The following is a 25,888-nucleotide window of genomic DNA, read 5'->3' on the forward strand; positions in this document are numbered from 1 at the left end:
TGGCGCACCGAATTCCAGCATTTGCCCGAAAAATGTCAATTCGCGCAGAGCCCTCTTGGCAAGCCATCCAAACATGTCTAAAAATAGTGCACGTATTTTACGTGCCTGAAAGATAATCAATTGTTGGACTTTGACCTCGCATCGCCTTTGCGCATCGGACCTGTGGAAGTCAGGAACCGTGTTGTCCTGGCACCTATGTCCGGTGTGACGGACATGCCGTTCCGGCAGTTGGCATGGCGTCATGGCGCAGGGCTTGTGGTCACCGAAATGGTTGCGAGCCGTGAACTCGTCAACAGTACCGCCGAATCGTGGGCGCGCCTTGAGAGCGCGGGCTTTGAGCCGCACATGGTACAGCTCGCTGGGCGTGAGGCGCATTGGATGGCTGAGGCCGCGAAGATTGCCGCCGACCATGGCGCCGATATCATCGACATCAACATGGGATGCCCTGCCAAGAAGGTGATTGGCGGTTATTCCGGCTCCGCCTTGATGCGCGATCCCGATCACGCCCTCAGCCTCATTGAGGCGACAGTCAAGGCAGTCTCGGTTCCTGTCACCCTGAAGATGCGACTCGGTTGGGACGAGAATTCGATCAACGCGCCGCAGATCGCGCGTCGGGCGCAAGAGGCTGGCATCCAGTTGATTACGATCCACGGCCGCACGCGCATGCAGTTTTACGAAGGCCGCGCTGACTGGGATAAAATCCGCGCAGTTCGCGATGTCATCACCGTTCCTCTGGTTGCAAATGGCGATGTCGAGACCGTTGAGGATGCCCAAGAGATTCTGCATCGCTCCGGAGCCGATGCCGTCATGATCGGCAGAGGCTCTCAGGGCAGGCCGTGGCACGCCGGCGTGCTGGCTGGCAAGACTGCGCCTGATTTGTGGGAAATCCCCGATATTGCTACCGAGCATTATAGGATGATGCTCGAATTCTATGGTGAGGCAGTCGCCGTTCGCCATGCAAGGAAGCACCTTGGCTGGTATCTCGACCGCTTTGCGCCTGGTCTTGCGGCGCAGGAGAAGGCTGCGATCATGACTGCGCGGGAAGCCAGGGATGTTGCTACAAGGTTTTATGATGCATTGATGGCTGCGGCGTCGAACACGCAGACCCGGGAGGCTGCATGACGAATGACGTGTCATCGTCGATCGACAACGGCGGCAGCGCGGTTGCGATCGCTGTACTCAACGCGATCCAGAATCCGGTTGTCATGGTCAACGAGGCTGGTCTTGTCGCCTTCGCCAATTGGGAGGCGGAGGCCTTCTTTGGCGCCAGCGCCGCCCACCTTGCCCGCTACAAGATCTCGACCTTTATCCCGTTCGGCAGTCCGTTGCTGGCGCTGATCGATCAGGTTCGTGAACGTCGGGCGCCGATCAACGAGTATCGTGTCGATTTGAGTTCACCACGCCTCGGACAGGACAAACTCGTCGACTTGTACGTTGCCCCGGTGGTCAGCGATCCGGGTTCGGTGGTCATCGTCTTCCAGGAGCGGTCGATGGCGGACAAGATCGATCGGCAGCTGACCCATCGCGCCGCCGCCCGCTCGGTCACGGGGCTTGCGTCGATGCTGGCGCATGAGATCAAGAATCCGCTGTCCGGGATTCGCGGTGCAGCGCAGCTGCTGGAGCAATCAGTCGTCGACGACGACCGCGCTTTGACGCGGCTGATCTGCGACGAAACGGATCGCATCGTCTCGCTCGTGGATCGCATGGAGGTCTTCTCGGACGAGCGGCCCGTCGATCGGATGCCGGTCAACATCCACTCTGTTCTTGATCATGTGAAGGCCGTGGCCAAGGCTGGCTTTGCGCGACACCTTCGCATCACCGAAAACTACGACCCCTCATTGCCCTCCGTCTACGCAAATCGCGATCAGCTAGTTCAGGTGTTCCTCAATCTCGTGAAGAACGCCGCCGAAGCGGTCGGCGATCGCCCGGATGGCGAGATCGTTTTGACGACGGCCTATCGCTCCGGCATTCGTCTCTCCGTCGCCGGAACGCGCGAAAAGATTTCGCTGCCGCTGGAGTTTTGTGTTCAGGACAACGGTCCCGGCGTGCCCGCGGACCTCCTGCCGCATCTTTTTGACCCATTCATTACGACGAAGACGAACGGCAGCGGCCTCGGTCTCGCACTCGTCGCCAAGATTATCGGTGATCATGGCGGCATTATTGAGTGCGACAGCCAGAACAACCGCACGACATTCCGCGTCTTGATGCCAGCCTCCAAGGACGCATCGACGGAAGACGCAACGACCACAACTCCCACAGGACCTACTCGATGACAGCAACGATCCTCGTCGCGGATGATGATGCGGCAATTCGTACCGTGCTTAATCAGGCTCTGAGCCGCGCCGGCTATGATGTGCGAATTACCTCCAACGCGGCCACGCTCTGGCGTTGGGTGTCGGCAGGCGAAGGCGATCTTGTTGTAACCGATGTCGTGATGCCGGATGAAAATGCGTTCGACCTGCTGCCGCGGATCAAGAAGGCGCGCCCGGATCTTCCCGTCCTCGTGATGAGCGCCCAGAACACCTTCATGACGGCGATCAAGGCCTCCGAGAAGGGTGCTTACGACTACCTGCCGAAGCCGTTCGACCTGACGGAATTGATCGGCATCATCGGCCGCGCGCTTGCCGAGCCGAAGCGCAGGCCGGCCAAGCTGGACGAGGACATGCAGGACGGAATGCCGCTCGTCGGCCGTTCGGCAGCGATGCAGGAAATCTATCGCGTCCTTGCGCGCCTGATGCAGACAGATCTGACGCTGATGATTACCGGTGAATCTGGAACCGGCAAGGAACTCGTAGCGCGCGCTTTGCACGACTACGGCAAGCGCCGCAACGGACCGTTCGTTGCCATCAACATGGCGGCAATCCCGCGCGACCTGATTGAATCCGAGCTGTTTGGCCACGAGAAGGGCGCCTTCACCGGGGCGCAGACACGTTCCACCGGTCGCTTCGAGCAGGCCGAAGGCGGCACCCTCTTCCTTGACGAAATCGGGGATATGCCGATGGACGCTCAGACGCGCCTCCTGCGTGTGCTGCAGCAGGGCGAATACACCACAGTCGGCGGTCGCACACCGATCCGCACCGACGTTCGCATCGTCGCCGCGACCAACAAGGACCTGAAGCAGGCGATCAATCAGGGGCTTTTCCGCGAGGATCTGTACTACCGCCTGAATGTCGTGCCGTTGCGTTTGCCGCCGCTGCGTGACCGCGCGGAGGATATCCCGGATTTGGTGCGCCACTTCGTTCAGCAGGCGGAAAAGGAGGGGCTCGGTTCCAAGCGCTTCGATCAGGAGGCGCTCGATCTGATGAAAGCCTACGCTTGGCCCGGGAACGTGCGTGAGCTGGAGAACCTCATTCGCCGTCTGATGGCACTTTATCCACAGGATGTGATCACCCGGGAAATCATCGAGGCCGAGCTCCGGTCCGATGTGCCGGACAGCCCTATCGACAAGGGTCCGATCCGTTCTGGCAATATGACAATCGCCCAGGCTGTCGAGGAAAACATGCGCACATACTTCGCCGGTTTCGGCGAAGCCCTGCCGCCACCAGGGCTTTATGATCGTGTGCTGACGGAAATGGAGTATCCGTTGATTCTCGCGGCGCTGACGGCAACACGAGGCAATCAGATCAAGGCGGCCGACCTCCTGGGGCTGAACCGTAATACTCTGCGCAAGAAGATCAGAGAGCTTGGCGTATCGGTGTATAGAAGCTCCCGTACTGCTTGACAACGTGACAGGCGACGTTGCATTTTCGCCACAATGCGTTGCTTAGAAGTCACGCATGGGCTCGGGTTTTCGCAGCTGCCTAAGAGGGTAACGACACTTGTCGTTGCATCGTGGAGGCAGGTTGGCGGCTCCCGCGCCTGTCTGCGGGGAGTGGCGGAAGCGAGTGTCTGCCGCCAGGAGAATTAAGCGAATGGAACAGGATGCAATGCCGCCTGCGGCGGAAGGCGAAGCTGTCACGGCCGTGACCGATCGCCGTGCCCTGTTTGCGCTACCGGGCTTGATCCTTGCCGGGGGTGCGCTTCTCTGCGCCACGCTGACACTCTTCGTGTTGCTGGGTCTGACGCCGATTGCGCCGACCTACCATGTCGTCGTCACCTCGGTCGTCGTGAACTCCTTCTTCGTGCTCGGCTTGATGGCCCTCATCGCACGTGAGGTATCCCGGCTGTTAAAGGCACGCAAACGCGGGCGCGCCGCCGCGCGCCTTCATATCCGTATCGTCGTGCTTTTCTCGATCGTCGCGATCACGCCGGCGATCCTTGTCGCAATTTTCGCCAGTATAACGCTGAACGCCGGCCTCGACCGGTGGTTTGCCCTTCGTACGCAGTCGATCATCAGTTCCTCGCGCAACATCGGGCAGGCCTACATGATGGAGAATGCGAGCTACCTGCAGGGCCAGACTGTGTCGATGGCAAACGACCTCGAACGCAACAGGGCGCTGTTCAATCTTGATCGCACGGGCTTTTCCGATTTGATGACCCGACAGGCGCGAGGTCGCGGGCTTTTGGGTGCCTTCCTCGTCAAACCTGACGGTTCGGTGATTACCCAGGCGGATATCAAGACCGAGAAGCCGTTGCCGGCAATTCCTCAGGATGCGTTGGATAAGGCCGCGGCCGGCCAGCCAACCTTGATCCCGCCAGGTGTAACCAATTTGGTTGGCGCCATCATCAAGCTCGATGCGATTGATGGAGCGTTCCTCTATACGGTCCGCGCGGTCGACCCCAAGGTTATGGGCGCGATGCGCCTCATGGAGGAGAACGCGACCGAATACAAATCCATGGAGGCAGGGCGCTTCTCGCTGCAGATCGCCTTCGCGGTTCTTTATATCGGCTTTGCCCTGATCGTTCTTCTGGCTGCCATCTGGACCGCCATTGCCGTGGCCGACCGGATCGTGCGTCCGATCCGCTTGCTAATTACGGCCGCTGACAGCGTGGCCTCTGGCAATATGGATATCGTCGTGCCCGTCCATGCCGTGGACGGCGACGTTGCCAACCTCTCGCGCACCTTCAACAAGATGATCTCGGAAATTCGCACACAGCGCGACGAGATTCTCGAGGCCAAGGACGAGGTGGACGACCGCCGTCGTTTCATCGAAGCGGTTCTGTCAGGCGTAACCGCGTCGGTCATCGGCGTCGAGCACGACCGCAGGATCACCATCGTCAACAGTTCAGCTGAAGTGCTGATGGCGTTGCCGGCGTCCGACATGCTCGGCAAGCAGCTCTCCGAGATCGCGCCCGAAGTCGATCAGGTCTTGACGGAAGCCGCTTCCCGTTATCGGGGTGATTTCCGCAAGCAGATTGCCCTTGTGCGAGCCGGCACCGTGCGAACTCTGAGTGTCCAGGTGACGCGCGAGGAAGTGCGCGACATGAGCGAATCCTATGTCATCACGCTCGATGACATCACCGATCTCGTCATTGCGCAGCGCTCGACCGCGTGGGGCGACGTCGCCCGTCGCATCGCTCACGAGATCAAGAATCCGCTGACACCGATCCAGCTGTCGGCGGAGCGGATTCAGCGTCGTTACGGCAAGCAGATCGACCAGAACGACCGCAGCGTTTTTGACCAGTGCACGGAAACGATCATCCGTCAGGTTGGCGACATTGGCCGCATGGTAGACGAATTCTCCTCCTTCGCCCGAATGCCGAAGCCGATCAAGGAACCGAGCGACCTGCGCACGATTCTGCACGATGCGGTATTCCTGCGCGAGATGGGCAACAGCCACATCACCTTCCTGCAGGAGCTCGGCGACCAACCGCTGGAGGGACAGTTTGATAGCCGTATGCTCGGTCAGGCATTTGGCAATTTGATCAAGAATGCCGTGGAGGCCATCGAAGCGGTGCCGACTGGCGAGCGCGACGAGCGCAAGATCCTGGTTCGCGCTTCGCTCGACCCGGTGCGCGATCGCTTCACCGTGGACGTGGTCGACAACGGTCGTGGTCTGCCTGTGGAGAACCGCCACAGCATTCTGGAACCCTACATGACGATGCGTGAGAAGGGCACCGGCCTCGGTCTGGCGATCGTCAAGAAGATTATTGAGGAACACGGCGGGCAGCTCGAACTACATGATGCGCCCGCCGATTTTGACCAGGGAAGAGGGGCCATGATCCGCGTGCATCTGCCACGTCTGGAAACCGTGCCTTCTGCTCCGGCTACAAGTGACAAGGAAAGTGTTTATGGCCTCTGATATTCTGGTCGTCGACGACGAGCACGACATCCGCGAGATCGTCTCCGGTATCCTGTCTGACGAAGGACATGAGACCCGCACGGCGCATGACAGCGACAGCGCTCTGGCTGCGATCTCCGATCGGGCCCCGCGGCTGATTTTTCTCGACATCTGGATGCAGGGAAGCAAGCTCGACGGTCTGTCATTGCTCGACGAGATCAAGACACGCCATCCGGATATTCCCGTCGTCATGATCTCAGGTCACGGTAACATCGAGACAGCCGTTTCCGCGATCAAGCGGGGCGCGTTCGACTTCATCGAGAAGCCGTTCAAGGCTGACCGTCTGATCCTGATCGCCGAACGCGCGCTTGAAAATTCGAAGTTGAAGCGCGAAGTCTCCGAGCTCAAGCGCAAGGCTGGCGACCCGGTCGAACTCATCGGGACCTCCGTTGCCGTCTCGCAGTTGCGTCAGACGATCGAAAAGGTCTCGCCGACAAACAGCCGCATCATGATTCTCGGTTCATCGGGTTCCGGCAAGGAACTAGTCGCCCGTATGATCCATAAGAAATCGACGCGTGCGAACGGACCGTTCGTTGCGCTGAACGCCGCCAACATCACACCGGACCGCATGGAAATTGCACTCTTCGGTACGGAAGGCTCTCCCGGCCAGGCCCGCAAGATCGGCGCGCTGGAAGAGGCTCACCGAGGCATCCTCTACCTCGACGAAGTCGGCGAGATGCCCCGCGAGACGCAAAACAAGATACTGCGCGTTCTCGTCGATCAGCAGTTTGAGCGGGTCGGTGGCTCCAAGCGGGTCAAGGTCGATGTCCGCATTATCTCGTCGACGGCTTACAATCTCGAGAACCGCATCGCCGAGGGATGGTTCCGCGAAGATCTCTACCATCGCCTTGCCGTCGTGCCGGTGCGCGTGCCGGCGCTCGCAGAGCGCCGCGAGGATATCCCGTTCCTCGTCGATCAGTTGATGCGGCAGATTTCCGAGCAGGCCGGCATTCGTCCGCGCCGCATCGGTGACGACGCGATGGCCGTACTTCAGGCACATGATTGGCCGGGCAACATCCGCCAACTGCGTAACAACATCGAGCGGCTGATGATCCTTGCTCGCTCCGATGGTCCGGATGCGCCGATCACCGCTGAAATGCTGCCGACCGATCTCGGCGACATGCTGCCGAAAGTTTCGGCCAAGAACGACTATCACATCATGACGTTGCCGCTTCGCGAAGCTCGCGAGATGTTCGAGAAGGACTACCTGATCGCGCAGATCAATCGGTTCGGCGGCAATATCTCGCGCACGGCAGAGTTCGTCGGCATGGAGCGTTCGGCGCTGCACCGCAAGCTGAAGTCGCTCGGTGTTTGATATCAGGGCGGCGCTGCTGCGCCGTCACTCATTCCCCTGCCCATATCCTTACGCAGGTTCTCGATGCCCAGAATAGCCTATGTGAACGGCCGCTATGTCACGCATTCGAACGCAATGGTCCATATCGAGGACCGGGGCTATCAGTTCGCAGATGGCGTCTACGAAGTCTGTGAAATCAGGCATGGCTTTATCGTCGACCTCACGCGCCACCTGAACAGGCTGGATCGGTCCCTTGGCGAGTTGCGCATCGCCTGGCCGATGAGCCGCAATGCGTTGACCCGCGTTATTCGCGAAACGGTGCGACGCAATCGGGTGCGCAACGGTCTCTTTTACCTGCAGATCACGCGTGGTGTGGCGCGGCGCGATCATGTGTTTCCGGTGGAAGGAACCCCGCCTTCGCTGGTGATTACGGCCAAGAGCACCGACCCGTCGATCATCGCCCGGAAGAATGCGACAGGCATCAAGGCGATCACTGTTCTCGACAATCGCTGGGACCGGGTCGACATCAAGTCCGTCGGTCTGTTGCCGAACGCAATGGCGCGCCAGCAGGCGAAAGAGGCAGGGGCGCAGGAGGCGATCTATGTCGACGCCGATGGCATGGTGAAGGAGGGCGCCGCCACGAATGTCTGGATCGTTGATCGCGATGGCACGCTTGTTACACGTCCTGCCGAACATGGGATCTTGCGCGGTATCACGCGCACGACCTTGATCGACGTCGGGGCCAAGCTGGGGTTGAAGATCGAGGAGCGAAAATTCTCGGTCGAAGAGATGCTCGCTTCGCGGGAAGTCTTTGTTACGGCTGCTACCAGCATCTGCTTTCCGGTTGTCTCCATTGATGGTCAGCCGATCGCAAACGGCCATCCCGGCAGCGTCTCCCAGAAAATTAGGGAGGCCTTTTTCGACGTTGCGGAAAAGATTGCGATTTGATACCAAGACTTTCTGGGCAGATGGGATGAGGGTTGTCAGCTGCCTGCAGGCGAGGTTGATTAGTATTTCACCGGCGGAATCAAGCCGGCAATAAAGAAAGAAGCGGCGCGATGGCGGAACGTTCTCAGAATCTGCAGGACTTATTTCTCAATACTGTTCGCAAGCAAAAGATTTCACTAACAATTTTCTTGATTAATGGCGTTAAGCTGACTGGGGTTGTCACCTCGTTCGACAATTTTTGCGTTCTGCTTCGCCGTGACGGCCATTCGCAACTCGTGTATAAACACGCAATCTCGACCATCATGCCCGGCCAGCCGATGCAGATGTTCGAAAGCGAAGAAGCTGCTTCCTAACAGGACCTGCAATTATCTCGACACGCGATACCAAGAACGATTCGATTATTCCGGAGTCCGCCAAGCACCGGGATGATATGCGCGCGACTGTTGTCGTGCCAGTGCTCAAGCAGGCGCGCGCTGGGCGCGGCGGGGCCGATGGGGTGCCGGTTGTAACTCGTACCCCTGAGAGCCGCCTGGAAGAGGCGACCGGTCTTGCTCAGGCGATCGATCTCGATGTGGTGAACGGCGCCATCGTTACCGTCAACGATCCGCGACCCGCGACGCTTATGGGCACCGGCAAGATCGAAGAGATCAAGGCGACCTTGGATGCGAACGATTCCGGCCTCGTCATCGTCGACCATCCCCTGACGCCGGTGCAGCAGCGCAATCTCGAGAAGGAATGGAACGCCAAGGTCATCGACCGAACCGGCCTCATCCTCGAGATTTTTGGCCGCCGCGCTTCCACCAAGGAAGGCACGCTGCAGGTCGATCTCGCGCATCTGAACTATCAGAAGGGCCGACTGGTTCGCAGCTGGACCCACCTCGAGCGCCAGCGCGGCGGTGGTGGCTTCATGGGCGGTCCTGGCGAAACCCAGATCGAAGCCGACCGTCGCTTGCTGCAGGATCGCATCGTCAAGCTCGAGCGTGAGCTGGAGCAGGTTGTGCGCACCCGCCAGCTGCATCGCGCCAAGCGCAAGAAGGTGCCGCATCCGATCGTGGCGCTCGTCGGTTATACCAACGCCGGCAAGTCGACGCTATTCAACCGGATCACCGGGGCAGGCGTGCTGGCCGAAGACATGCTTTTTGCGACGCTTGATCCGACCTTGCGCCGGATGAAGCTACCGCATGGCCGCACCGTGATTCTCTCCGACACAGTTGGGTTCATTTCAGACCTACCGACCCATCTCGTCGCTGCTTTCCGCGCCACGTTGGAAGAGGTGCTCGAAGCCGATCTCATCCTCCATGTCCGCGACATGTCCGATGTCGACAATCAGGCACAGAGCGCGGACGTACTGCGCATCTTGAAGGACCTCGGCATCGACGAGGAAGAGGGCGACAAGCGGATCATTGAAGTCTGGAACAAGATCGATCGCCTTGAGCCGGAAGCTCACGATGCTATCGTTCAGAAGGCAAGCGGTGCCGAGAATGTCGTTGCCCTGTCCGCAATCAGCGGTGAAGGTATCGATACGCTTATGGGCGAGATCAGCCGCAGGCTTTCCGGCGTGTTGACCGAAGCGACTGTACGCTTGCCGGTCGATAAGTTGGCGCTGCTGCCCTGGCTCTACGATCATGCGATTGTCAACGGCCGCGAAGACAACGAGGACGGTTCGATCACCTTGGATGTGCGCCTTTCGGAAACCGAGGCGGTCGAACTAGAACGCCGCTTGGGCAACGGGCCGAAAGCCGCAAGAGAGGACTGGGAGCGCTAGTCCCGTTGCCGAGATCTCCTCGTCGCCGGTCGATGCTGAGGGGTCTGTGCTTACACCCTTAATTGTGTAAGGCGGGGTCATGTCGGCTCAGCCAAGTTGCCGCTCGATCGCCTTTGCGGCTTGCCAGATTTCCTCCATCCGTTCCAGGCTTGCTGCCTCCAGCGTCTCACCTTCTGCATCAAGAACTGTCTCGATATGACTGAAACGGCGTCGAAACTTCGTATTTGTTCCGCGAAGAGACTGCTCTGGATCGGCCTTCACGTGTCTGCCGATGTTGACGATTGCAAAGATCAGGTCGCCGAGCTCATCGCTGACTTTCGTCCGATCTCCTTCGGCGAGCGCGACGCGCAGTTCGCCGATTTCCTCTTCGATCTTGTCGAGGATCGGTTCGGGAGCGGACCAGTCGAAGCCCACCTTTGCAGCGCGTTCCTGCAGCTTGAGGGCTTCAGTCAGGGCAGGAAAACTCCGCTGTACCGAACCCAGGAAGCCGGCCTTGAAATCCTCGCTGATACCGCGCTTAGCACGCCGCTCGGCGCGTTGGCGCTTTTCGGCCTGCTTGATGTCTTCCCACTGCTTCTTCACGGCATCCGGCGTATCGGCATCAGAGCGGGCGAAGACATGCGGGTGCCGCCGTATCATCTTGCCGGTGATTGCCTCGACGACATCACCAAAGGAGAATTCTCCGGCTTCCTCGGCCATTCGCGCATGGAACACCACCTGCAGCAGCAGGTCGCCCAATTCGTCGCAGAGGTCGTCCATGTCGTTGCGTTCGATGGCATCGGAGACTTCGTAGGCCTCCTCGATCGTATATGGCTTGATCGTCTCGAAGGTCTGAACGATGTCCCAGGGGCAGCCGGTTTCGGGATTACGCAGCGCGGCCATGATCTCGATAAGGCGCGAAATGTCTTTAGAGGCTTCCATGATCACTCAGTTCAGTGGAATATCGTTGTTGCTCTTCGATGCCTGATAGCTGTCCGAGAGCGCGTCGTAGCGCGCCTTGATGCGCGCGGTCTGCGACTTCAGCCCGGCTTTTTGATGATCGTCTTCGCTTTCCACCAGATCGGCGATGGCAAAGCTGTTCCAGAACGCGTTGCGGCGCCGGTAGCCACCCGGTTCCAGGCCGAAGACTTCCTTCAGGATCTTCAGGTCGTGCGGAATGGCGAAGGCATCGCGCGAATCTTCGTGACTGAAGAAATAGTAGAAATTGTCGAAGCCGGCCCAGGTGATGGCCGACATGCACATGGTACAGGGTTCGTGGGTTGAGAGGAAAATTAGGTCCTTCGTTGCCGGCTTCTCGCCGAGCTCGTAGAAGCGCTTTAGCGTGTGCACCTCGCCGTGCCACAGCGGGTTCTCAAGCTCGTTGTTCGTTTCGGCAATGACGAGCGAGAGGTCGGATTTGCGCAGGATCGCGGCACCGAACACCTTGTTGCCAGCCGCAACGCCGCGCTCCGTCATCGGCAAGATGTCCTGTTCCATGACGTCCAGAAGGCGGCCAGCGATGGTCTTGTCAGACATGAACTTCTCCCATAAAGGCCGCACTCTAGCGCCAGTGGCAGTCAAGGAAAATGCCGATAAGGCCGGCTTGCCGTGTTTGTCACAGACTTCCGCTGCGCTGCGGCAGGTCCGGGTGTGTTCGTTGCGCCGCATCGGTGACTTTTACTCAAATCATTGGGAGACCGAGTAAAAGAATACGCGCCCGCGCGGGCTTTGGAATTTCTGTTTCTTCATTTGCCTGGGCAGAGAGTGCATATTCCGGCAACTTCGAAATGGATTGACGATGCCTCCCAAGACTGAACAACTGTCGGTATTTCCTGCCTTCTTTCGCGTTGAAGGCAAGGTCGCGGCTGTCTTCGGCAACGGCGAGGAGGCTTTCGCGAAGGTTCGCCTGCTCTTGAACACGCGGGCAAGGATTGTTGCCTATACCGATCGCCCTGAGGCCGACTACAACGCCTTTCTGATCGCCAATCGGATCGAGACGATGCGTCTCGGCTTTGCAGCCGAGCAGGTTCGGGAGGCAACGCTCGTCTTCGCTGCGACAGGAGACGCGGCGCAGGATCGCGCCATCGTTGATGCTGCGCGCGCCGAGAGGGTGCCCGCCAACGCCGTCGATCAACCTGACTATTGCGACTTCTTCACGCCCGCGCTCGTCAATCGCGCGCCTGTCGCCGTCGCGATTGGCACAGAAGGTGCCGGCCCCGTGTTGGCCCAAATGATCCGTGCGCAGGTTGACCAGTTGCTTGCGCCCTCGCTCGGTCGCCTGGCGGATCTCGCGACCAGTTATCGCAAGACTGTCGAGCATCTCGTTCCCAAGGGCGCTGCGCGCCGGCTTTTCTGGCGCCGTTTCTTCTCGGGCCCGGTTGCCGATGCTATCGCCAACGAGAACGCGCCGCAGGCGCGTCGTGCAGCCAACAGCCTGCTGCAGTCAGCTGAAAAGGTGGAGGGTCACGTCTGGCTCGTCGGCGCCGGCCCAGGTGCAGCGGATCTGCTGACGCTGCGCGCCCAGCGCGTCATGATGGAAGCCGACGTCATCGTATATGACGCCCTTGTGCCGCAGGAAATTGTCGACATGGGTCGCCGCGACGCCGAGCGTTTATCTGTCGGCAAGCGCAAGGGATGCCATTCGAAGTCCCAGGAAGAGATCAACGATCTGCTGGCGTACCTCGGTCGCGAAGGCAAGCGCGTGGTTCGCCTGAAGTCCGGCGACCCGCTCGTGTACGGCCGGGCAGGCGAGGAGATGGCGGCGTTGAGGGCTGCGGGCATTTCCTATGAAGTGGTTCCGGGCATCACCTCGGCTTTCGCCGCCGCCGCCGATTTCGAGCTGCCGCTGACCCTGCGTGGCGTAGCCTCATCGCTTGTCTTTACGACCGGCCACGATCTGACGGGCGCTGTCTTGCCGGATTGGGCGAGTTTGGCCGTTTCGGGCGCAACGATTGCCGTCTATATGGGCCGCACCGTCGCCGCTTCCGTGGCCGAGCGCTTGATGCAGGCGGGCCTTCCTGCGGAAACCACTGTTGCCGTCATCGAGAATGCCAGCCGCTCCGATCGCCGGCTGTTGCACGGGATTCTGCGGGATCTTCCCGACCTGCAGCACCGTGACGAGTTGACCGGCCCGGTCATGGTCATTATCGGCGATGCTGTCGCAGGCGCCAATTTCGAGCTGTCGGAACCGCTTGTGCGCGAACATGCCCGGTCCGAGGAATTTGCAAGGAGCTGAAAATGGTAGACAAGGTTCTCACCGCCAACCGATTGACAGATGGCATCGCCGTCTGGTTGAACGCTAACGGCGAATGGGTCACCTCGCTGCAGGAAGCCCTTGTTGCCCGTCACGCCGAGGCTGTCGCGGCATTGGAAGCGATCGGCAAGCAGTCCTATGCGGACAACCAGGTCGTGGACGTCGCCGTTGTCGAGGTCCAGGAGACGAATGGTGTGCTCTGGCCGTTGCGCCTTCGCGAGCGCATTCGCGCCCAAGGCCCGACCATGGAATATGCGCCGGGCTATAAGCCCGCCGACCCAGCATTCATCGCAGTCTGAGGAAGCAGATGTATCGTTACGACGAATTTGACCACGCTTTTGTCGCCGAGCGCGTCGAGCAGTTTCGCGACCAGGTGCAGCGCCGCCTTTCCGGCGAGCTCGCCGAAGACGCGTTCAAGCCGCTGCGCCTGATGAATGGTGTCTATCTGCAGCTTCACGCTTACATGCTGCGCATCGCCATTCCCTACGGTACGCTGAGCTCGCGCCAAGTGCGCATGCTGGCCCATATCGCGCGCAAGTACGACCGCGGCTACGGCCATTTCACGACCCGCCAGAATCTGCAGTTCAATTGGCCAAAGCTTTCCGATATTCCGGATGCCCTGGCAGAGCTCGCCTCCGTCGAAATGCACGCGCTTCAGACATCCGGCAATTGCATTCGTAACGTGACCGCCGACCATTTTGCCGGCGCTGCGGCCGACGAAATCGCGGATCCGCGTCCTTACGCCGAGATTTTGCGCCAATGGTCTTCCGTGCATCCGGAGTTCTCGTTCCTGCCGCGCAAGTTCAAGATTGCCGTCACCGGCGCCGAGCGTGACCGCGCCGCGATCCAGGTTCACGACATCGGCCTGCATCTGAAGAAGAACGAGAAGGGTGAGATCGGCTTTGCCGTTTATGTCGGTGGTGGCCAGGGCCGCACGCCGATGATAGCCAAGCTGATCCGCGACTTCCTGCCGGAAGAGGACCTGCTGTCCTACACGACAGCGATCGTCCGAGTTTATAACCTGCGCGGCCGCCGCGACAACAAATACAAGGCTCGCATCAAGATTCTCGTGCACGAAACCGGCGCGGAAGAGCTGGCGCGTCAGGTCGAGGCCGAGTTCGCTGAACTTAAGGACTCCGAACTGAAGCTGCCGGAGAAGGACATCGAAGCCATCGCCGCTTATTTCGCGCCGCCGGCTCTGCCTGATCGTGCCGAAGGATGGGAAAACCTCGCGCGCTGGAAGAAGGCCGACCCCGCTTTCGCTCGCTGGGTGCAGCAGAACGTACAGCCGCACAAGCATCCCGATTACGGCATGGTGACCATCTCGCTGAAGCCGATCGGTGGCATTCCGGGCGATGCTTCCGATAGCCAGATGGATGCCGTTGCCGATATTGCCGAGGAATATGCCTTTGACGAAATCCGCGTCAGCCACGAACAGAACCTGATTCTGCCGCATGTGGCACTTGCCGATCTCGAGGCCGTCTATCGCGGTCTGGTTGCCATCGGCCTAGCCGAAGCCAATGCCGGTCTGATCACCGATATCATTGCCTGTCCCGGGCTGGACTACTGCGCGCTCGCAAACGCGCGCTCCATTCCTCTTGCGCAGGAAATCTCCCGGCGGTTCGCCGATCCGGATCGTCAGGCTGAAATCGGCGAGCTGAAGATCAAGATCTCGGGTTGCATCAATGCCTGCGGCCATCACCATGTCGGCCATATCGGCCTGCTTGGCGTTGAAAAGAAGGGTGCTGAGCTCTACCAGATCACGCTCGGCGGTTCGGGCGACGAGCATACCTCGATCGGCGAGATTATCGGTCGCGGCTTCGAGCCCGACAAGGTGACCGACGCGATCGAAACGATCGTCAACACCTATCTGGCTATTCGCAAGGAACCGTCGGAAATATTCCTCGAAACCTATCGCCGCGTTGGTCCGCAGCCGTTCAAGGACGCGCTGTACGGTACAGCGGCAGAAGCGGCGTGAGGAGAGGACGATGACCAAGATCTGGAGAGAAACTGGCTTCGTCGACAACGATCCCTGGGTGATCGAGACGGAAGAGGTAAAGGCTGGCGAGGGGCAGAAGCCCATTCTCTCTTTGGACGAACTGATCGCCAAGGCGGACGAAAGCAACGAGATCGGCTTCGGAGTGCTGATCAAGCCGGCGGACGATGTACGCAAGCTTGAGCCGTACCTCTATCGCCTGGAGATTGTCGCTGTCGCTTTTCCGGCGTTCAACGACGGCCGGGCCTTCAGCCATGCATCCCTGCTGCGCGATCGCCTGGGATATGCCAACGAATTGCGTGCGGTCGGCGATGTGCTGATCGATCAGATTCCGCTGATGCAGCGTGTCGGCATCGACAGCTTTGCGGTGACCAACGAGACGGCGATAAAGCGTCTCACGGAAAACCGCCTGCCGGGAATTCCGCATCATTATCAACCGGCTGTGCGTGACGCGGACGCCGGCAAGGGCTATAGTTGGCGCCGTCAGGCGAAGCCGGCTGCATAAGCGCCGGATCGCCGTCAAAGATCTGACGGAATGGTGCAATGAAGACTTTTGAAATCGCGGTGATCGGTGGCGGCCTTGCCGGCATGATCGCCGCCATCGCCTTGGCTCGCGGCGGACGCAACGTGGCTCTTGTTGCGCCGCCGTCATCAAGCCAGGATCGGCGCACGACCGCGCTCATGGATCAGTCGATCCGTTTCCTCGACAGGTTGACTTTGTGGGAAAAGCTGCGGCCTGCTGCTGCTCCGCTTTCCACCATGCGGATTATCGATGGTACGAATCGCCTACTGCGAGCGCCGATCACCACATTCCGCTCCGTCGAACTCGATCTTGACGCCTTCGGCTACAACTTCCCGAATAAGGCGCTGATGGAAGTGCTGGAGGCCGCCGTCGCTGGTGAAGGCAATATCACCCGCTTCACATCGTTTGCCGACCTGATCGATATTGGCGCCGAATCAGTGACCATCACGCTCGTCGATGGCGAAGTCCTCTCCGCGGTCTTCGCCGTTGGCGCTGACGGGCGCAAGTCGAAGCTACGCGAGACGGCCGGCATCGATGTGAGAACCTGGTCATATCCGCAATCGGCAATGGTGTTGAACTTCGAACATTCGTTGCCGCATGAAAACATCTCGACCGAGTTCCATACCGAAAGCGGACCGTTCACCCAGGTGCCGCTCCCGGGCAATCGTTCCAACCTCGTATGGGTCCAGAACCCTTCGGATGCGGTGGCGCGTAATGAGCTCTCGCTGGCCGAGCTGAGCAATGTCGTCGAGGAGCGAATGCAGTCGTTGCTGGGCAAGGTGACCGTCGAAGAAGGTGTGCAGTTGTGGCCGCTTTCCGGCATGATGGCCCATCGCTCCGGCAAGGGCCGGATTGCTTTGATCGGCGAGGCTTCGCACGTTTTTCCGCCAATTGGCGCGCAGGGGCTGAACCTCAGCCTGCGTGACGTCATGGTCCTTTCGGATATTCTCTGCGCACGGCCCGAACTGCCGATTGCCGCCGACGCCGGCGACCGTTTCGATCGCAAGCGCCGCGCCGACATCATGACCCGCACGGCAAGCGTCGATCTTCTCAACCGCTCGCTTCTGTCCGACTTCCTGCCTGTACAGATGATGCGCGCCGCGGGCCTTCATATCCTGTCGGCACTGCCGCCGCTGCGCAGCATCGTCATGCGCGAGGGCATCGAACCCGGACGCAGCTTCCGCGATATTCCGGGCGCGATCAAGGAAAAGCTAAGCCGGAAGAAAGCCTGATACGATCGCAATCAGGACGGCCAAGACGGTCACGACGGAAAGCGTCGTCGTGATCCGGATCATAGCTGAGGCGCGCTCCTGCCAGGCGCCGTATTGCTGGCCGATGACGAAGACATAGGTCTCCGTTGTGTCTCGTCATTTCGAACACGATGTCTGGTGTAATTCCGATACCTTCGAACTGTTCTCCGTCGGGGAAGGTTTGCCGCTTTGCGTCATAACGGGCATTGCCCCGGCGATGCGTCTGCCGGGGGTCGGCTCACAATTACCTGCCCGCCACGACGAACGCGGACAAGGTCTCGCTTCTCAAAGGTATCCCGGCGGAAATTTTCTGGTCGTTCACCGTCTACGACAACATTTCTCCGTCGATGCTTGATAGACGCCGCAACGCTATCCGCGAGCCGCAAGCCAATGCTATCCTTCGCCTCCACCGGAGCCCTCTTCGACAAGTCCTGGCGACCGGGGAAAGTGAGGCGTATCGCCAGTTGGCGAGAAGTGCCTGTGATCAAGGGTGTCGGGTCGGGGGACTGCGAGTTCTGGCCGCCGAGGCCCTGTATGCCGGTGATGGGAAATTTGGGAGCTGAAAACACTGAGCTGCAGCCGCGATGACCGCATTTAAAAGCAGCGACGTGCTAGTGATCGGGTGCTCCCGATGCCGTCACGGCAAATCTCTGTCCGCGTTCCCCAAACTGCTTTCATTTCGAAGAACAGGTGGGCTTAGCCGATTTTCATCAGTACTGGAAAGGTCTGCTGGAACCAGATTGCGACGTCAGTGACGAAACCGAACATGAAGGCGAGACCTGACAGGATGAGGAAGGCGCCCATCACTTTTTCGACAGTTCCGAGATGCCGGCGGAAACGTGTCAGAAAGCGCATGAACGCACCGGAAAAGCCTGCGGCAATCCAGAACGGAATAGCAAGGCCGAGCGAATAGACGGCCAGCAAGCCGGCACCGGAGCCCACCGTTTCCCGTGAAGCTGCAACGCCAAGAATTGCTCCCAAGACGGGTCCGATGCAAGGGGTCCAGCCGAAAGCGAAAGCGAGGCCCATGATATAAGCACCCGTCAGCGTCGCTGGCTTCCCGCTGCCCTGAAAGCGTGCCTCACGGGCCAGAATTCCAATCCGGAAGACTCCCAAAAAATTCAAGCCCATGATGATGATAATCAGGCCGCCGATCTTTGCCAGGAGATCGAGATGCTGGCGAAGCGCCATGCCGATGCTGGATGCACCAGCCCCGAGCGCCACGAAAACTGTGGCGAAGCCGAGCGTGAAGAAAAGTGCCGAAAACAGGACGCTCCGCCGCCCATCGGAAGCAATGGCGACCGCGCCGCCGCCACGGAACTGCTCGACGGAAATACCGGCCATATAGCAGAGATAGGGCGGAACGAGAGGCAGGACGCAGGGCGAGAGGAACGACAGCGTCCCGGCAAACAGGGCGCTTAACAAGGAAATATCGGCAATCGACACTTAGCTACTCCGGCGGCAGGCACGCATGAGCGAAGTCCTATCGCAGCCCAGCCATTCGAGCCAATCACCTTTTTGCGTTTTGGAGAATAGGTGGTCGGTGATCTGATGCTCCCAAAGAAAGGCAACAGTGGCTCGAAAGCACTATCGCCTTTCAAAGGACCTCACACGACGTCAGCGGTCGCGGCAGACGGTCGTATATTTGGTCTCATAGTGATGATGGCTCTTCTTCTGATAGGGCTCCTGCCAACACACCTGTCGCGCATACCGCGGACGATAATAATCGTTTTCATCATCACCGTAGACATAACGCGGCTCGTGCCTGTAATAGCGCGGCGGTGGCGGATCGTCATAGTAGTGCGGTTTAGGGCCGAATTCCAAGTATACGCCCTCTGCGAAAGCCGGTGCGCTCACGAGCAGCGTCGCGAGTCCGGCAGCTGCAACAATAAGCTTTCTCATGATCAGTCTCCATCTGTATCTACTGACTTAACGCCTTTGGAGCGGTGTTGGTTCGACAGATTAGATGTGGCGCATGAATGCGCTCTGAAGCCGGCGTTCATCTTCCGGTCATGCGCCGGATGATCGTAAAGAGTTATGGTTTGATCGACTTTACATTCACGCCGCTCGCAAAAGGCGGGCGTCCCACGCTGGCAATTCGAGGTGAGCCGTCAATGCAGAGCCGCAGTTGGCTCTGGCAGACAATCGGCACTGATCAGTGATCCGCGTCCGAGACATGGGGAATGTGTAGTACCTGGCCGTCGAGCAGGAGCAGGAAATGGTCGTCATCGAGCCGGTTCACGATCTCGCCGTCCTCCGTCATGTAGTCGGTCTTGGGTAAAGCCGCGCCGGAAATCCTGATTTGCTGAATGACTACGTAGGTCTTCCCTCCGTCGTTCAGGCACCGATACCGCCGTTCCTCTCTGTAGTCCGACATGGCTGGCCTCCATTGCATTCAGAGGAATCTTTGCGCCGGTTGATGCGATTTCAAGGCCCTCCGAACATTTCGGGGTGACGCCATAGATGTCATGAGTCTAGAAAAGACCTAATGCCCCGACAAGGAGGGCCTCGGCAGGCTTCAACCGGCGCTCAATTAAGTGACGGCGAGGCCGTCAACGAGATCAATGGGACGCCGCGCGCGCGACGCGATTGCCGGCGTTCTGGGTCGCATTGACGGTATTGGCCGTATCGCGTCCAAACCCCTTGATCGTGTTTGCGCACGAACTCAATGCGATAAGCACGCAAAAAGCAGCAGCAATCTTGGCGGTGGTCGTCATTTTCGTATCTCCTGGTTGGAGTCGATAGGAAATGCGCGAGACCGCAAGTTGTTCAAAACGAACCGCGTCGAGGAAATGCAAGACTTTAGGAAACGCGTGCATCCCAACAAAAAGCCCGGCGGGCTAGAATCCACCGGGCTGTTGCGGACCTGTTGGCGATGCTGGCCCGACAGCGCGGATTTCAAACGCTGCGGTCAAGCTAACGGACAGCGGGAGCAAAGGTTCCTGCAAATATTGCGCTAGCGAGTTCCAAGCTGCGCTCCGTAGCCAGTGCCTCTAGGCTCTCACTCCCGCCTGGAGGCTTTGCGGTGAAAAGGGTTTGCAGGCGTTGCGCAACCCAGACTGCTGGGACCGCCTCCTTGAAGCATCGAATTTTATGGTTGTTCCTCATTAAGGAACTCCATTCCTTTTGTTCAGTAATTTTATAGAGAATATTTGATGCAACAACAAAGGAGAGATACATGTCGCTGCGATTGGTGGGCATTGCCGGTAGCTTCAACCGTCCGTCCAAGACGTACACGTTGATCGAGCATATCGCCGGGCTTGTCGCTGAAAACTACGGCTTCGCCACAAATATTTACGATCTCAAGGACGTGGGCCCGTCGCTTGGTACCGCCCTATCGCGCAGCGAGTTGGATGACCAGGCGAGGCAGGTCCTCGATGATATCGTCCAGGCGGACGTCCTCGTCGTCGGCTCGCCGACTTACAAGGGATCATATCCCGGCCTCTTCAAACATCTTATTGATCTTATAGAGCCGAGCGAACTGCGTTCCAAACCGATTATCATCTCCGCCACCGGTGGCGGAGATCGCCATGCCCTGATTGTCGAGCATCAGCTGCGGCCTTTGTTCGGCTTCTTCATGGCACACACGCTACCTACGGCCATCTACGCTTCAGACCGCGATTTTGTCGATTACAAAGTCGCCTCGGAGGCGCTGTCTGGCCGCATCGGCTCTGTAGTCGATGAGCTGGCCGCCTTCTCTTTCGTCCCGTCGGCAAGGGCCTCTCTTCAGGCCGCCGAGTGAGAGCTGGAGGCCGTCCCATGGGAAGTGCAGAGGATGGGGCGATGGGAAGCGAGCTTTGGAATGTTTTCGATTTTGCTCGTCGCTATCGTCTCACGATGCGCGAGCAAAATCGTCTCCTGATGCTATTTGGTCCCGTCGCGAGCGCCACGGTTTTGCTTTCAAACGCGCGGCGCAACCAGCTGATTTGAGGTCGGGTAAGGAGAAAACGATGACGCTACAGTCGCTTCTTCTGTGGTTCTGGTCGGTGGTCCGCATTGTTCCTGCCCGACTGCGGGCCGAACCGCCAGGGGACGGCGGGCCGACGGCGCGCGACTATGAAATCTACTATTGGAATCCATCGCCGGGGCCTTGGTACTAAGGGGAAACGACATGACCGTGCTCGATGATCGTCTTATCGCTCCGCGAATTCGACTGGCTAGCGTTGCAGCGGATCTGGCCGCCCCGGCGGCTACGGTCTTCGCGTTCGGCTTCCTTTTCGCGATCACCCTAGGCGTTCTCTAGAGCCGACAGCTCGTTCACGCGCCCAGATAAGGATTGAAGATGACGCCGGTACTTATTCTGCCCGGGCTTTTTGGATCAGAAGACGCGCACTGGCAAACCGCATGGCTGCGAGATCATCCCGAAAGTCGCCTCGTCCAGCAGGAAAATTGGGATCATCCGAACCTGAATGTCTGGCGCGCGAAACTCGAGGCAACTCTCGAAGACGTCGGCGAGGCCTACGTCGTCGCCCATAGTCTGGGATGTCTGTTGGCGGCAAGTCTCGCTGGGCGTCCTGCAGCGGGACGGGTGAGGGGAGCGCTGCTAGTGGCCCCTTGCGACCTGCCAGCGACCGACAAATTACACCCAGGGCGGATTGCTTTTGGCACGATGCCGACTGCCGAGTTGCCGTTTCCAAGCATGGTCGTTGGCAGCCTCGACGACCGTTACATGTCGCTCGATCGCCTGACGCTCTTTTCCCGCCTCTGGGGCAGCGAGCTGCGCAATGTCGGTCTAGCCGGACACATCAATGTCGCCAGCGGTTACGGCCGTTGGCCGGGCGGCTACCGCATTTTCGAAAGGTTGAAAGCAAGAACGCATCATCTCGATAAGATACCACCGAAGAGACCGTCACTCGGCAGAGCAGCTTCGTCGGCGTGGTGACCAATATCGGGTGCTGGCAGTCCGTCATCGATGACATGGCACGGAGCTCATCGGCCGTTCACTCTGTATTTGCAGACGTTCTCCTCAAGCGCGACCTTCACGATAAGTCCAAAGCGCCGAAGTTCGAGCGTTTCTATCGAATCATTGACAGAATAAATGTATATAATTTGAGCTGCCGAGCAAAAGTAGGGGCTTTGCGGCCATGCCCAGTCCAGCGTTTTCGCACAAGTGCTTGAACAGCGGCAGAAAACGGCTACACAATCGCCGATCATTGAAAACCAACGTCCCTTTTACAATAAGGATCCGCTCATGAGCCTCCGCATCAACGATATTGCGCCCGATTTTACCGCCGACACCACACAAGGGGCCATTCAGTTCCATGACTGGATCGGTGATGGCTGGGCGGTCCTCTTCTCGCACCCGAAGAACTTCACGCCAGTTTGCACCACCGAACTTGGCGCGATGGCCGGGCTGGAACCCGAATTTCGTAAGCGCGGCGTCAAGATTATCGGCATCTCCGTCGATCCGGTTGAGAGCCACAGCAAATGGAAAAGCGATATCAGGACGGCGACCGGCTTCGATGTGGACTATCCGTTGATCGGCGACAAGGATCTGAAGGTCGCCAAGCTCTACGACATGCTGCCAGCGGGAGCTGGAGAAACGTCGGAAGGCCGCACGCCCGCTGACAATGCCACCGTCCGTTCCGTCTTCGTCATCGGCCCGGACAAGAAGATCAAGCTTGTCCTCACCTACCCGATGACAACGGGCCGAAACTTCAATGAGATACTGCGCGCGATCGACTCTATCCAGTTGACGGCAAAGCATCAGGTTGCGACGCCCGCAAACTGGCAGCAGGGCGAGGATGTTATCATTACGGCGGCCGTGTCGAACGAGGACGCGATTACCCGCTTCGGATCATTCGACACGGTACTTCCTTATCTGCGCAAGACAAAGCAGCCGCAGGCGTGATCGCCCCAGCAGCGCACGCATAGGGGTGGCATGATTGGCACAGGAGTGGGATTGCACTCGGCGCATTCATGCACCCCGATAGCCCGCAGACCAGCGCCGCGTTCGGCGCAACCCAGGCCTTGATCCGGACGCGACTTGAACGTCCGGTACCACGAGGGATTTCGTGTAGAGGCTGGTATACTTCGGGCCGAGGGGATCTAACGTCCTCCGAAGATTGACGAAATTAGATTAAACGACTTGAGCAGAAGGTCATAGAGACATGGGTGCGGCACTCATGACAACTGCGCTTGCGAGACGTTCGGAGGGCCGGCGCCGCCCGCCTGTTAGGCAGGTCCATAGTACGTTTCCACTAGACGATTGATGTTGTTCTTGCATCGAGGCATCCAATTTTGCGCGTTGCTGCGAATTTGGCCGGGCTTTAATCTTCCAGCGCCTGGTAGGGACGCTTTCCGTGGACGAGACGAACATTGCGCAACTGGTCTTTGCCTTAAGTGTTGCCCGGGAAATCGCCTCGTGGGAAGGCCCGGACTTCGACCTAGTCGTGTATCACGTCCAACAGGCTATTCAGGCAACCAAGCAGGAGGCGTTGCGGCACGGGATCGTCATCGACGTTGAGCAAGATTCCGAGCTGCAATGAGCCCCAGTACAAGCTAGCCGTCAGATACGCAGGCTCAAAGTTCGCGACTCCGATCGCCGCGCCACCGTATTCGCGTCTTCTCGTATGGTCTGCGGCTCGATGCCTGACGGATAACGCGCCACTCGACACCGGCCGCCCCCACCTTCGCGTGCACCTTCTGCCGACCTGTCGGCTGCTGACCGAGCGATGGCGCGGCATCTGCACGCATCATTCGCCGATCAGTTCGAATTCGTCTGACAACGAAGGGTGCGGCTCTTTTGGTAGCAACGGGTCTCGAAATTATTGAGTGGCTGTTGCTGTTGTTGTTGCTGTTGCTTGGCGTGGATCAAAGCGGCGCTGACTGTGGCGCTCCTGGTGGGACTGCCCACCCGTCCGATATCGGCATCATGAGCGGTACCCTGGCAGCCAGCAAGGGCTGCTACGAAAGGTAGCGCCGCCGTCAATAGATAAGCGCGTTTCATCGGTATCGTTCCCTTTTAACTGAGACACGCATACGTCGAATTTCTACAATGGGGAGCATATCCCCAGACGACCGGCAGGGGAAAGTCGGGGCATGGCAGCCGGGAGAATAAAACTCATCGCTTCACGCTGAGAGCAGCTAACGCCAGCGGCACGTCGAAAGGATCTGAAATGCTGTGGTCGCCCTGCGGATCATTTGCCAGTGCCCAACGTATTATATAATATTACTAGGTATAGCATGATGTTATTAAGTGGAAGATGATCAAAATAGAGTAAATTTAGTTGTAATCGTATGTATAAAATTAAAGACATTGGATTTTATAGGAATATTTAAAGATTTTTTTACTACAGTTTTGACAATTGCGAGTTTACGCAAAATAAAGAATCTAGGAGCAGGGTTTCTTTCTCGGATTTTTCCGTCTGATGGGGGAATGCAATGCTTCGGGTTTCAGTTGGCTTGCTCCGCCGGAAGAAAATCGTGGACTTCATTCACGATTCGTCTGGCGCTTACCTGATCATTTTCGCTTTGTCGCTCCCGGTTCTGATCGGCTTGATAGGGCTCGGCACAGACTATGGGCTGTGGACTTACAAGCAACAGGAGATGCAGTCAGCAACCGACGCGGCTGCTGTCAGCGGCGCAGCCGCCTATACCAACAGCGGCGACGCACCAGTTCAATCCCAGGTTAATGCGATAACGGCAAGCTATGGGCTCGTTAATGGCCAGAACAACGTAGTGATATCGATCCACCGCCCGCCGACGCAGGGATCTTACGCCGGGAATAACTCCGCGATCGAAGTCGTTGCGCAACAACCAATGGACTTGTTGTTCTCCGCCCTTTGGCTGGACGAGGCTTTCGTCGTGACGACGAGATCCGTCGCGATGTCGAATGCGGCCAATGCCTGCGTGCTCGCCCTAAACGAGACCGCGAATGCTGCTGCGTCGGCTCAGGGGACAGCCTCGGTGACGTTGAACAATTGTAGCTTGGTTGCGAACTCGACGAGCTCCACGTCGGTCAATGTCGGCGGTTCGGCGTTGATCCAGGCACTGTCGGTCGGGGCTGTCGGTGGGATCAGTGGTCTTGGCGGCATAAAGGCGAGCGAGGGAACGGCGACCGGAATTTCGCCTGTCACAGACCCTTATGCCGACGTTGCGATACCGACCTATTCGGGTTGCACGAGCAACGGCAAACAAAACATCAAGGGGAAAACGACACTCCAGCCGGGTGTTTATTGCGGCGACATTACCGTAAACGCAGGCGCTGTCCTAACCCTTAACCCCGGGATCTACATTCTAGATCGCGCTAGCCTTAAGGTCAATGGCGGCGCGACTTTGATTGGCCACGGTGTCACGATCATCTTTACTTCGAGCACGGGAAGCAATTACGGCACCGCCTCGATCAACGGTGGTGCGATCCTTGATCTCACGCCACCGCTTACGGGAAGCACGGCCGGTCTCGTGATTTTCGGCGACCGGCACATGCCGGCTGGCACCGCCTTCAGCTTCAATGGCGGTGCGACCCAGAGTTTGACAGGATCGATCTACCTGCCAAAGGCGGCCGTCAGCTACTCGGGGGGTAACACCGCGACAAATGCCTGCATCAAGATCATCGCGGACACGGTCACCTTCACGGGCAATTCCAACCTATCGATCGATTGCAGCAGTTATCCAACCCGCGCCATCGGCAGTGCCGCCGGCAAGTTGGTCGAGTGAG

26 protein-coding genes and 1 pseudogene are annotated in these 25,888 nt (G+C 58.7%); 20 read left to right on the forward strand and 7 right to left on the reverse strand.

All coding sequences use genetic code 11. The annotated features are described in order from the left end of the window. Positions 1 to 195: 195 nt before the first annotated feature. The 8 genes from dusB (at position 196) to hflX (ending at position 10,228) form a co-directional block, all read left to right on the forward strand. Entirely contained in the window at positions 196 to 1,122 is a 927-nt protein-coding gene (gene dusB / locus BN77_RS12910) for a tRNA dihydrouridine synthase DusB (RefSeq protein WP_244426212.1), read from the forward strand. After that, positions 1,119 to 2,273, forward strand: a complete 1,155-nt coding sequence (locus BN77_RS12915; protein WP_007532448.1) for a two-component system sensor histidine kinase NtrB — start codon at positions 1,119 to 1,121, stop codon at positions 2,271 to 2,273. Before dusB ends, BN77_RS12915 begins: the two co-directional genes overlap by 4 nt. Further along, positions 2,270 to 3,721, forward strand: coding sequence for a nitrogen regulation protein NR(I) (gene ntrC / locus BN77_RS12920; RefSeq protein ID WP_007532450.1), 1,452 nt, complete (start codon positions 2,270 to 2,272; stop codon positions 3,719 to 3,721). The genes BN77_RS12915 and ntrC overlap by 4 nt, the downstream gene beginning before the upstream one ends. A 190-nt stretch (positions 3,722 to 3,911) precedes the next feature. Further along, the gene (locus BN77_RS12925; RefSeq protein ID WP_007532452.1) at positions 3,912 to 6,182 is read left to right on the forward strand and encodes a sensor histidine kinase NtrY-like; all 2,271 of its coding nucleotides are present in this window, start codon (positions 3,912 to 3,914) and stop codon (positions 6,180 to 6,182) included. After that, positions 6,172 to 7,536 carry a nitrogen assimilation response regulator NtrX gene (ntrX, locus tag BN77_RS12930; protein WP_040677131.1) on the forward strand — a complete coding sequence of 455 codons (1,365 nt, stop codon included), beginning with the start codon at positions 6,172 to 6,174 and terminating at the stop codon, positions 7,534 to 7,536. The genes BN77_RS12925 and ntrX overlap by 11 nt, the downstream gene beginning before the upstream one ends. 63 nt (positions 7,537 to 7,599) lie before the next feature. Continuing rightward, entirely contained in the window at positions 7,600 to 8,463 is an 864-nt protein-coding gene (locus BN77_RS12935; RefSeq protein ID WP_007532456.1) for a D-amino-acid transaminase, read from the forward strand. Positions 8,464 to 8,573: 110 nt separating this feature from the next. Continuing rightward, on the forward strand, positions 8,574 to 8,816 hold the full coding sequence (gene hfq / locus BN77_RS12940) for an RNA chaperone Hfq (RefSeq protein ID WP_003539403.1): 243 nt from the start codon (positions 8,574 to 8,576) through the stop codon (positions 8,814 to 8,816). A 77-nt stretch (positions 8,817 to 8,893) separates the two neighbouring features. Beyond that, the gene (gene hflX, locus BN77_RS12945) at positions 8,894 to 10,228 is read left to right on the forward strand and encodes a GTPase HflX (RefSeq protein WP_007532488.1); all 1,335 of its coding nucleotides are present in this window, start codon (positions 8,894 to 8,896) and stop codon (positions 10,226 to 10,228) included. A gap of 87 nt (positions 10,229 to 10,315) precedes the next feature. Here the strand turns inward: hflX and mazG are convergent, their stop codons facing one another. Continuing rightward, a complete protein-coding gene (gene mazG, locus BN77_RS12950; RefSeq protein WP_007532490.1) occupies positions 10,316 to 11,149 on the reverse strand; it encodes a nucleoside triphosphate pyrophosphohydrolase in 834 nt (277 codons plus the stop codon). Between the two features lie 6 nt (positions 11,150 to 11,155). Beyond that, positions 11,156 to 11,743, reverse strand: coding sequence for a deaminase (locus BN77_RS12955; RefSeq protein WP_007532492.1), 588 nt, complete (start codon positions 11,741 to 11,743; stop codon positions 11,156 to 11,158). Between the two features lie 262 nt (positions 11,744 to 12,005). Between BN77_RS12955 and cysG the strand changes: the two genes are divergently transcribed. The 5 genes from cysG to BN77_RS12980 are packed head-to-tail and all read left to right on the forward strand — an operon-like array spanning position 12,006 to position 17,211. Beyond that, positions 12,006 to 13,442 (forward strand): siroheme synthase CysG, encoded by a 1,437-nt coding sequence (gene cysG, locus BN77_RS12960; protein ID WP_007532494.1) that lies wholly within the window; start codon positions 12,006 to 12,008, stop codon positions 13,440 to 13,442. A 2-nt stretch (positions 13,443 to 13,444) separates the two neighbouring features. Next, positions 13,445 to 13,759, forward strand: a complete 315-nt coding sequence (locus BN77_RS12965; protein WP_007532497.1) for a DUF2849 domain-containing protein — start codon at positions 13,445 to 13,447, stop codon at positions 13,757 to 13,759. An 8-nt stretch (positions 13,760 to 13,767) separates the two neighbouring features. Continuing rightward, positions 13,768 to 15,438 carry a nitrite/sulfite reductase gene (locus BN77_RS12970; RefSeq protein WP_007532500.1) on the forward strand — a complete coding sequence of 557 codons (1,671 nt, stop codon included), beginning with the start codon at positions 13,768 to 13,770 and terminating at the stop codon, positions 15,436 to 15,438. A 10-nt stretch (positions 15,439 to 15,448) separates the two neighbouring features. Continuing rightward, entirely contained in the window at positions 15,449 to 15,961 is a 513-nt protein-coding gene (locus tag BN77_RS12975; protein WP_007532503.1) for a DUF934 domain-containing protein, read from the forward strand. A 38-nt stretch (positions 15,962 to 15,999) separates the two neighbouring features. Next, positions 16,000 to 17,211: a UbiH/UbiF family hydroxylase gene (locus BN77_RS12980; protein WP_007532505.1), complete on the forward strand. Its 1,212-nt coding sequence runs from the start codon at positions 16,000 to 16,002 to the stop codon at positions 17,209 to 17,211. Here BN77_RS12980 and BN77_RS34125 read toward each other — a convergent pair. The 5 genes and pseudogenes from BN77_RS34125 to BN77_RS13005 all read right to left on the reverse strand — a co-directional run. After that, a pseudogene (locus BN77_RS34125) lies at positions 17,191 to 17,337 on the reverse strand (AEC family transporter); the annotation flags it as partial. The gene BN77_RS12980 and the pseudogene BN77_RS34125 sit on opposite strands and share 21 nt — an antisense overlap. Before the next feature lie 588 nt (positions 17,338 to 17,925). After that, positions 17,926 to 18,675 (reverse strand): cytochrome c biogenesis CcdA family protein, encoded by a 750-nt coding sequence (locus BN77_RS12985; RefSeq protein WP_007532509.1) that lies wholly within the window; start codon positions 18,673 to 18,675, stop codon positions 17,926 to 17,928. A gap of 171 nt (positions 18,676 to 18,846) precedes the next feature. Beyond that, the gene (locus tag BN77_RS12990; protein ID WP_007532510.1) at positions 18,847 to 19,131 is read right to left on the reverse strand and encodes a hypothetical protein; all 285 of its coding nucleotides are present in this window, start codon (positions 19,129 to 19,131) and stop codon (positions 18,847 to 18,849) included. A 253-nt stretch (positions 19,132 to 19,384) separates the two neighbouring features. Continuing rightward, positions 19,385 to 19,606, reverse strand: a complete 222-nt coding sequence (locus BN77_RS13000) for a hypothetical protein (protein ID WP_040677742.1) — start codon at positions 19,604 to 19,606, stop codon at positions 19,385 to 19,387. Between the two features lie 184 nt (positions 19,607 to 19,790). Then, positions 19,791 to 19,946: an entericidin domain-containing protein gene (locus tag BN77_RS13005; RefSeq protein ID WP_040677137.1), complete on the reverse strand. Its 156-nt coding sequence runs from the start codon at positions 19,944 to 19,946 to the stop codon at positions 19,791 to 19,793. 461 nt (positions 19,947 to 20,407) lie between these two features. Here BN77_RS13005 and msuE point away from each other — a divergent pair, with 461 nt between their 5' ends. The 7 genes from msuE to BN77_RS13035 all read left to right on the forward strand — a co-directional run bounded on the left by msuE (position 20,408) and on the right by BN77_RS13035 (position 25,887). Then, positions 20,408 to 20,971, forward strand: coding sequence for an FMN reductase (gene msuE, locus BN77_RS13015; protein ID WP_007532512.1), 564 nt, complete (start codon positions 20,408 to 20,410; stop codon positions 20,969 to 20,971). A gap of 208 nt (positions 20,972 to 21,179) precedes the next feature. After that, complete coding sequence (locus BN77_RS33475; protein WP_157224452.1) at positions 21,180 to 21,329, forward strand: hypothetical protein; 150 nt, start codon at positions 21,180 to 21,182, stop codon at positions 21,327 to 21,329. Between the two features lie 11 nt (positions 21,330 to 21,340). Then, positions 21,341 to 21,472, forward strand: a complete 132-nt coding sequence (locus BN77_RS35530) for a hypothetical protein (RefSeq protein WP_280109944.1) — start codon at positions 21,341 to 21,343, stop codon at positions 21,470 to 21,472. Positions 21,473 to 21,511: 39 nt separating this feature from the next. Next, on the forward strand, positions 21,512 to 22,111 hold the full coding sequence (locus BN77_RS13020) for an RBBP9/YdeN family alpha/beta hydrolase (protein ID WP_007532516.1): 600 nt from the start codon (positions 21,512 to 21,514) through the stop codon (positions 22,109 to 22,111). A gap of 309 nt (positions 22,112 to 22,420) precedes the next feature. Next, on the forward strand, positions 22,421 to 23,080 hold the full coding sequence (locus tag BN77_RS13025; protein ID WP_007532518.1) for a peroxiredoxin: 660 nt from the start codon (positions 22,421 to 22,423) through the stop codon (positions 23,078 to 23,080). Positions 23,081 to 23,531: 451 nt separating this feature from the next. Next, positions 23,532 to 23,717, forward strand: coding sequence for a hypothetical protein (locus BN77_RS13030; protein ID WP_040677141.1), 186 nt, complete (start codon positions 23,532 to 23,534; stop codon positions 23,715 to 23,717). Between the two features lie 937 nt (positions 23,718 to 24,654). Beyond that, complete coding sequence (locus BN77_RS13035) at positions 24,655 to 25,887, forward strand: TadE/TadG family type IV pilus assembly protein (RefSeq protein ID WP_244426179.1); 1,233 nt, start codon at positions 24,655 to 24,657, stop codon at positions 25,885 to 25,887. Position 25,888: the final 1 nt, after the last annotated feature.

This window comes from Rhizobium mesoamericanum STM3625, from assembly GCF_000312665.1.
GTDB lineage: Bacteria > Pseudomonadota > Alphaproteobacteria > Rhizobiales > Rhizobiaceae > Rhizobium > Rhizobium mesoamericanum.

What these genes read in the sequence shown, in the direction of transcription:
- dusB (WP_244426212.1), top strand. Translation starts at nt 196, where the DNA reads ATGTCCGGTGTGACGGACATGCCGTTCCGGCAGTTGGCATGGCGTCAT.
- BN77_RS12915 (WP_007532448.1), top strand. Translation starts at nt 1,119, where the DNA reads ATGACGAATGACGTGTCATCGTCGATCGACAACGGCGGCAGCGCGGTT.
- ntrC (WP_007532450.1), top strand. Translation starts at nt 2,270, where the DNA reads ATGACAGCAACGATCCTCGTCGCGGATGATGATGCGGCAATTCGTACC.
- BN77_RS12925 (WP_007532452.1), top strand. Translation starts at nt 3,912, where the DNA reads ATGGAACAGGATGCAATGCCGCCTGCGGCGGAAGGCGAAGCTGTCACG.
- ntrX (WP_040677131.1), top strand. Translation starts at nt 6,172, where the DNA reads ATGGCCTCTGATATTCTGGTCGTCGACGACGAGCACGACATCCGCGAG.
- BN77_RS12935 (WP_007532456.1), top strand. Translation starts at nt 7,600, where the DNA reads ATGCCCAGAATAGCCTATGTGAACGGCCGCTATGTCACGCATTCGAAC.
- hfq (WP_003539403.1), top strand. Translation starts at nt 8,574, where the DNA reads ATGGCGGAACGTTCTCAGAATCTGCAGGACTTATTTCTCAATACTGTT.
- hflX (WP_007532488.1), top strand. Translation starts at nt 8,894, where the DNA reads ATGCGCGCGACTGTTGTCGTGCCAGTGCTCAAGCAGGCGCGCGCTGGG.
- mazG (WP_007532490.1), bottom strand. Translation starts at nt 11,149, where the DNA reads ATGGAAGCCTCTAAAGACATTTCGCGCCTTATCGAGATCATGGCCGCG.
- BN77_RS12955 (WP_007532492.1), bottom strand. Translation starts at nt 11,743, where the DNA reads ATGTCTGACAAGACCATCGCTGGCCGCCTTCTGGACGTCATGGAACAG.
- cysG (WP_007532494.1), top strand. Translation starts at nt 12,006, where the DNA reads ATGCCTCCCAAGACTGAACAACTGTCGGTATTTCCTGCCTTCTTTCGC.
- BN77_RS12965 (WP_007532497.1), top strand. Translation starts at nt 13,445, where the DNA reads ATGGTAGACAAGGTTCTCACCGCCAACCGATTGACAGATGGCATCGCC.
- BN77_RS12970 (WP_007532500.1), top strand. Translation starts at nt 13,768, where the DNA reads ATGTATCGTTACGACGAATTTGACCACGCTTTTGTCGCCGAGCGCGTC.
- BN77_RS12975 (WP_007532503.1), top strand. Translation starts at nt 15,449, where the DNA reads ATGACCAAGATCTGGAGAGAAACTGGCTTCGTCGACAACGATCCCTGG.
- BN77_RS12980 (WP_007532505.1), top strand. Translation starts at nt 16,000, where the DNA reads ATGAAGACTTTTGAAATCGCGGTGATCGGTGGCGGCCTTGCCGGCATG.
- BN77_RS12990 (WP_007532510.1), bottom strand. Translation starts at nt 19,131, where the DNA reads ATGAGAAAGCTTATTGTTGCAGCTGCCGGACTCGCGACGCTGCTCGTG.
- BN77_RS13000 (WP_040677742.1), bottom strand. Translation starts at nt 19,606, where the DNA reads ATGTCGGACTACAGAGAGGAACGGCGGTATCGGTGCCTGAACGACGGA.
- BN77_RS13005 (WP_040677137.1), bottom strand. Translation starts at nt 19,946, where the DNA reads ATGACGACCACCGCCAAGATTGCTGCTGCTTTTTGCGTGCTTATCGCA.
- msuE (WP_007532512.1), top strand. Translation starts at nt 20,408, where the DNA reads ATGTCGCTGCGATTGGTGGGCATTGCCGGTAGCTTCAACCGTCCGTCC.
- BN77_RS33475 (WP_157224452.1), top strand. Translation starts at nt 21,180, where the DNA reads ATGACGCTACAGTCGCTTCTTCTGTGGTTCTGGTCGGTGGTCCGCATT.
- BN77_RS35530 (WP_280109944.1), top strand. Translation starts at nt 21,341, where the DNA reads ATGACCGTGCTCGATGATCGTCTTATCGCTCCGCGAATTCGACTGGCT.
- BN77_RS13020 (WP_007532516.1), top strand. Translation starts at nt 21,512, where the DNA reads ATGACGCCGGTACTTATTCTGCCCGGGCTTTTTGGATCAGAAGACGCG.
- BN77_RS13025 (WP_007532518.1), top strand. Translation starts at nt 22,421, where the DNA reads ATGAGCCTCCGCATCAACGATATTGCGCCCGATTTTACCGCCGACACC.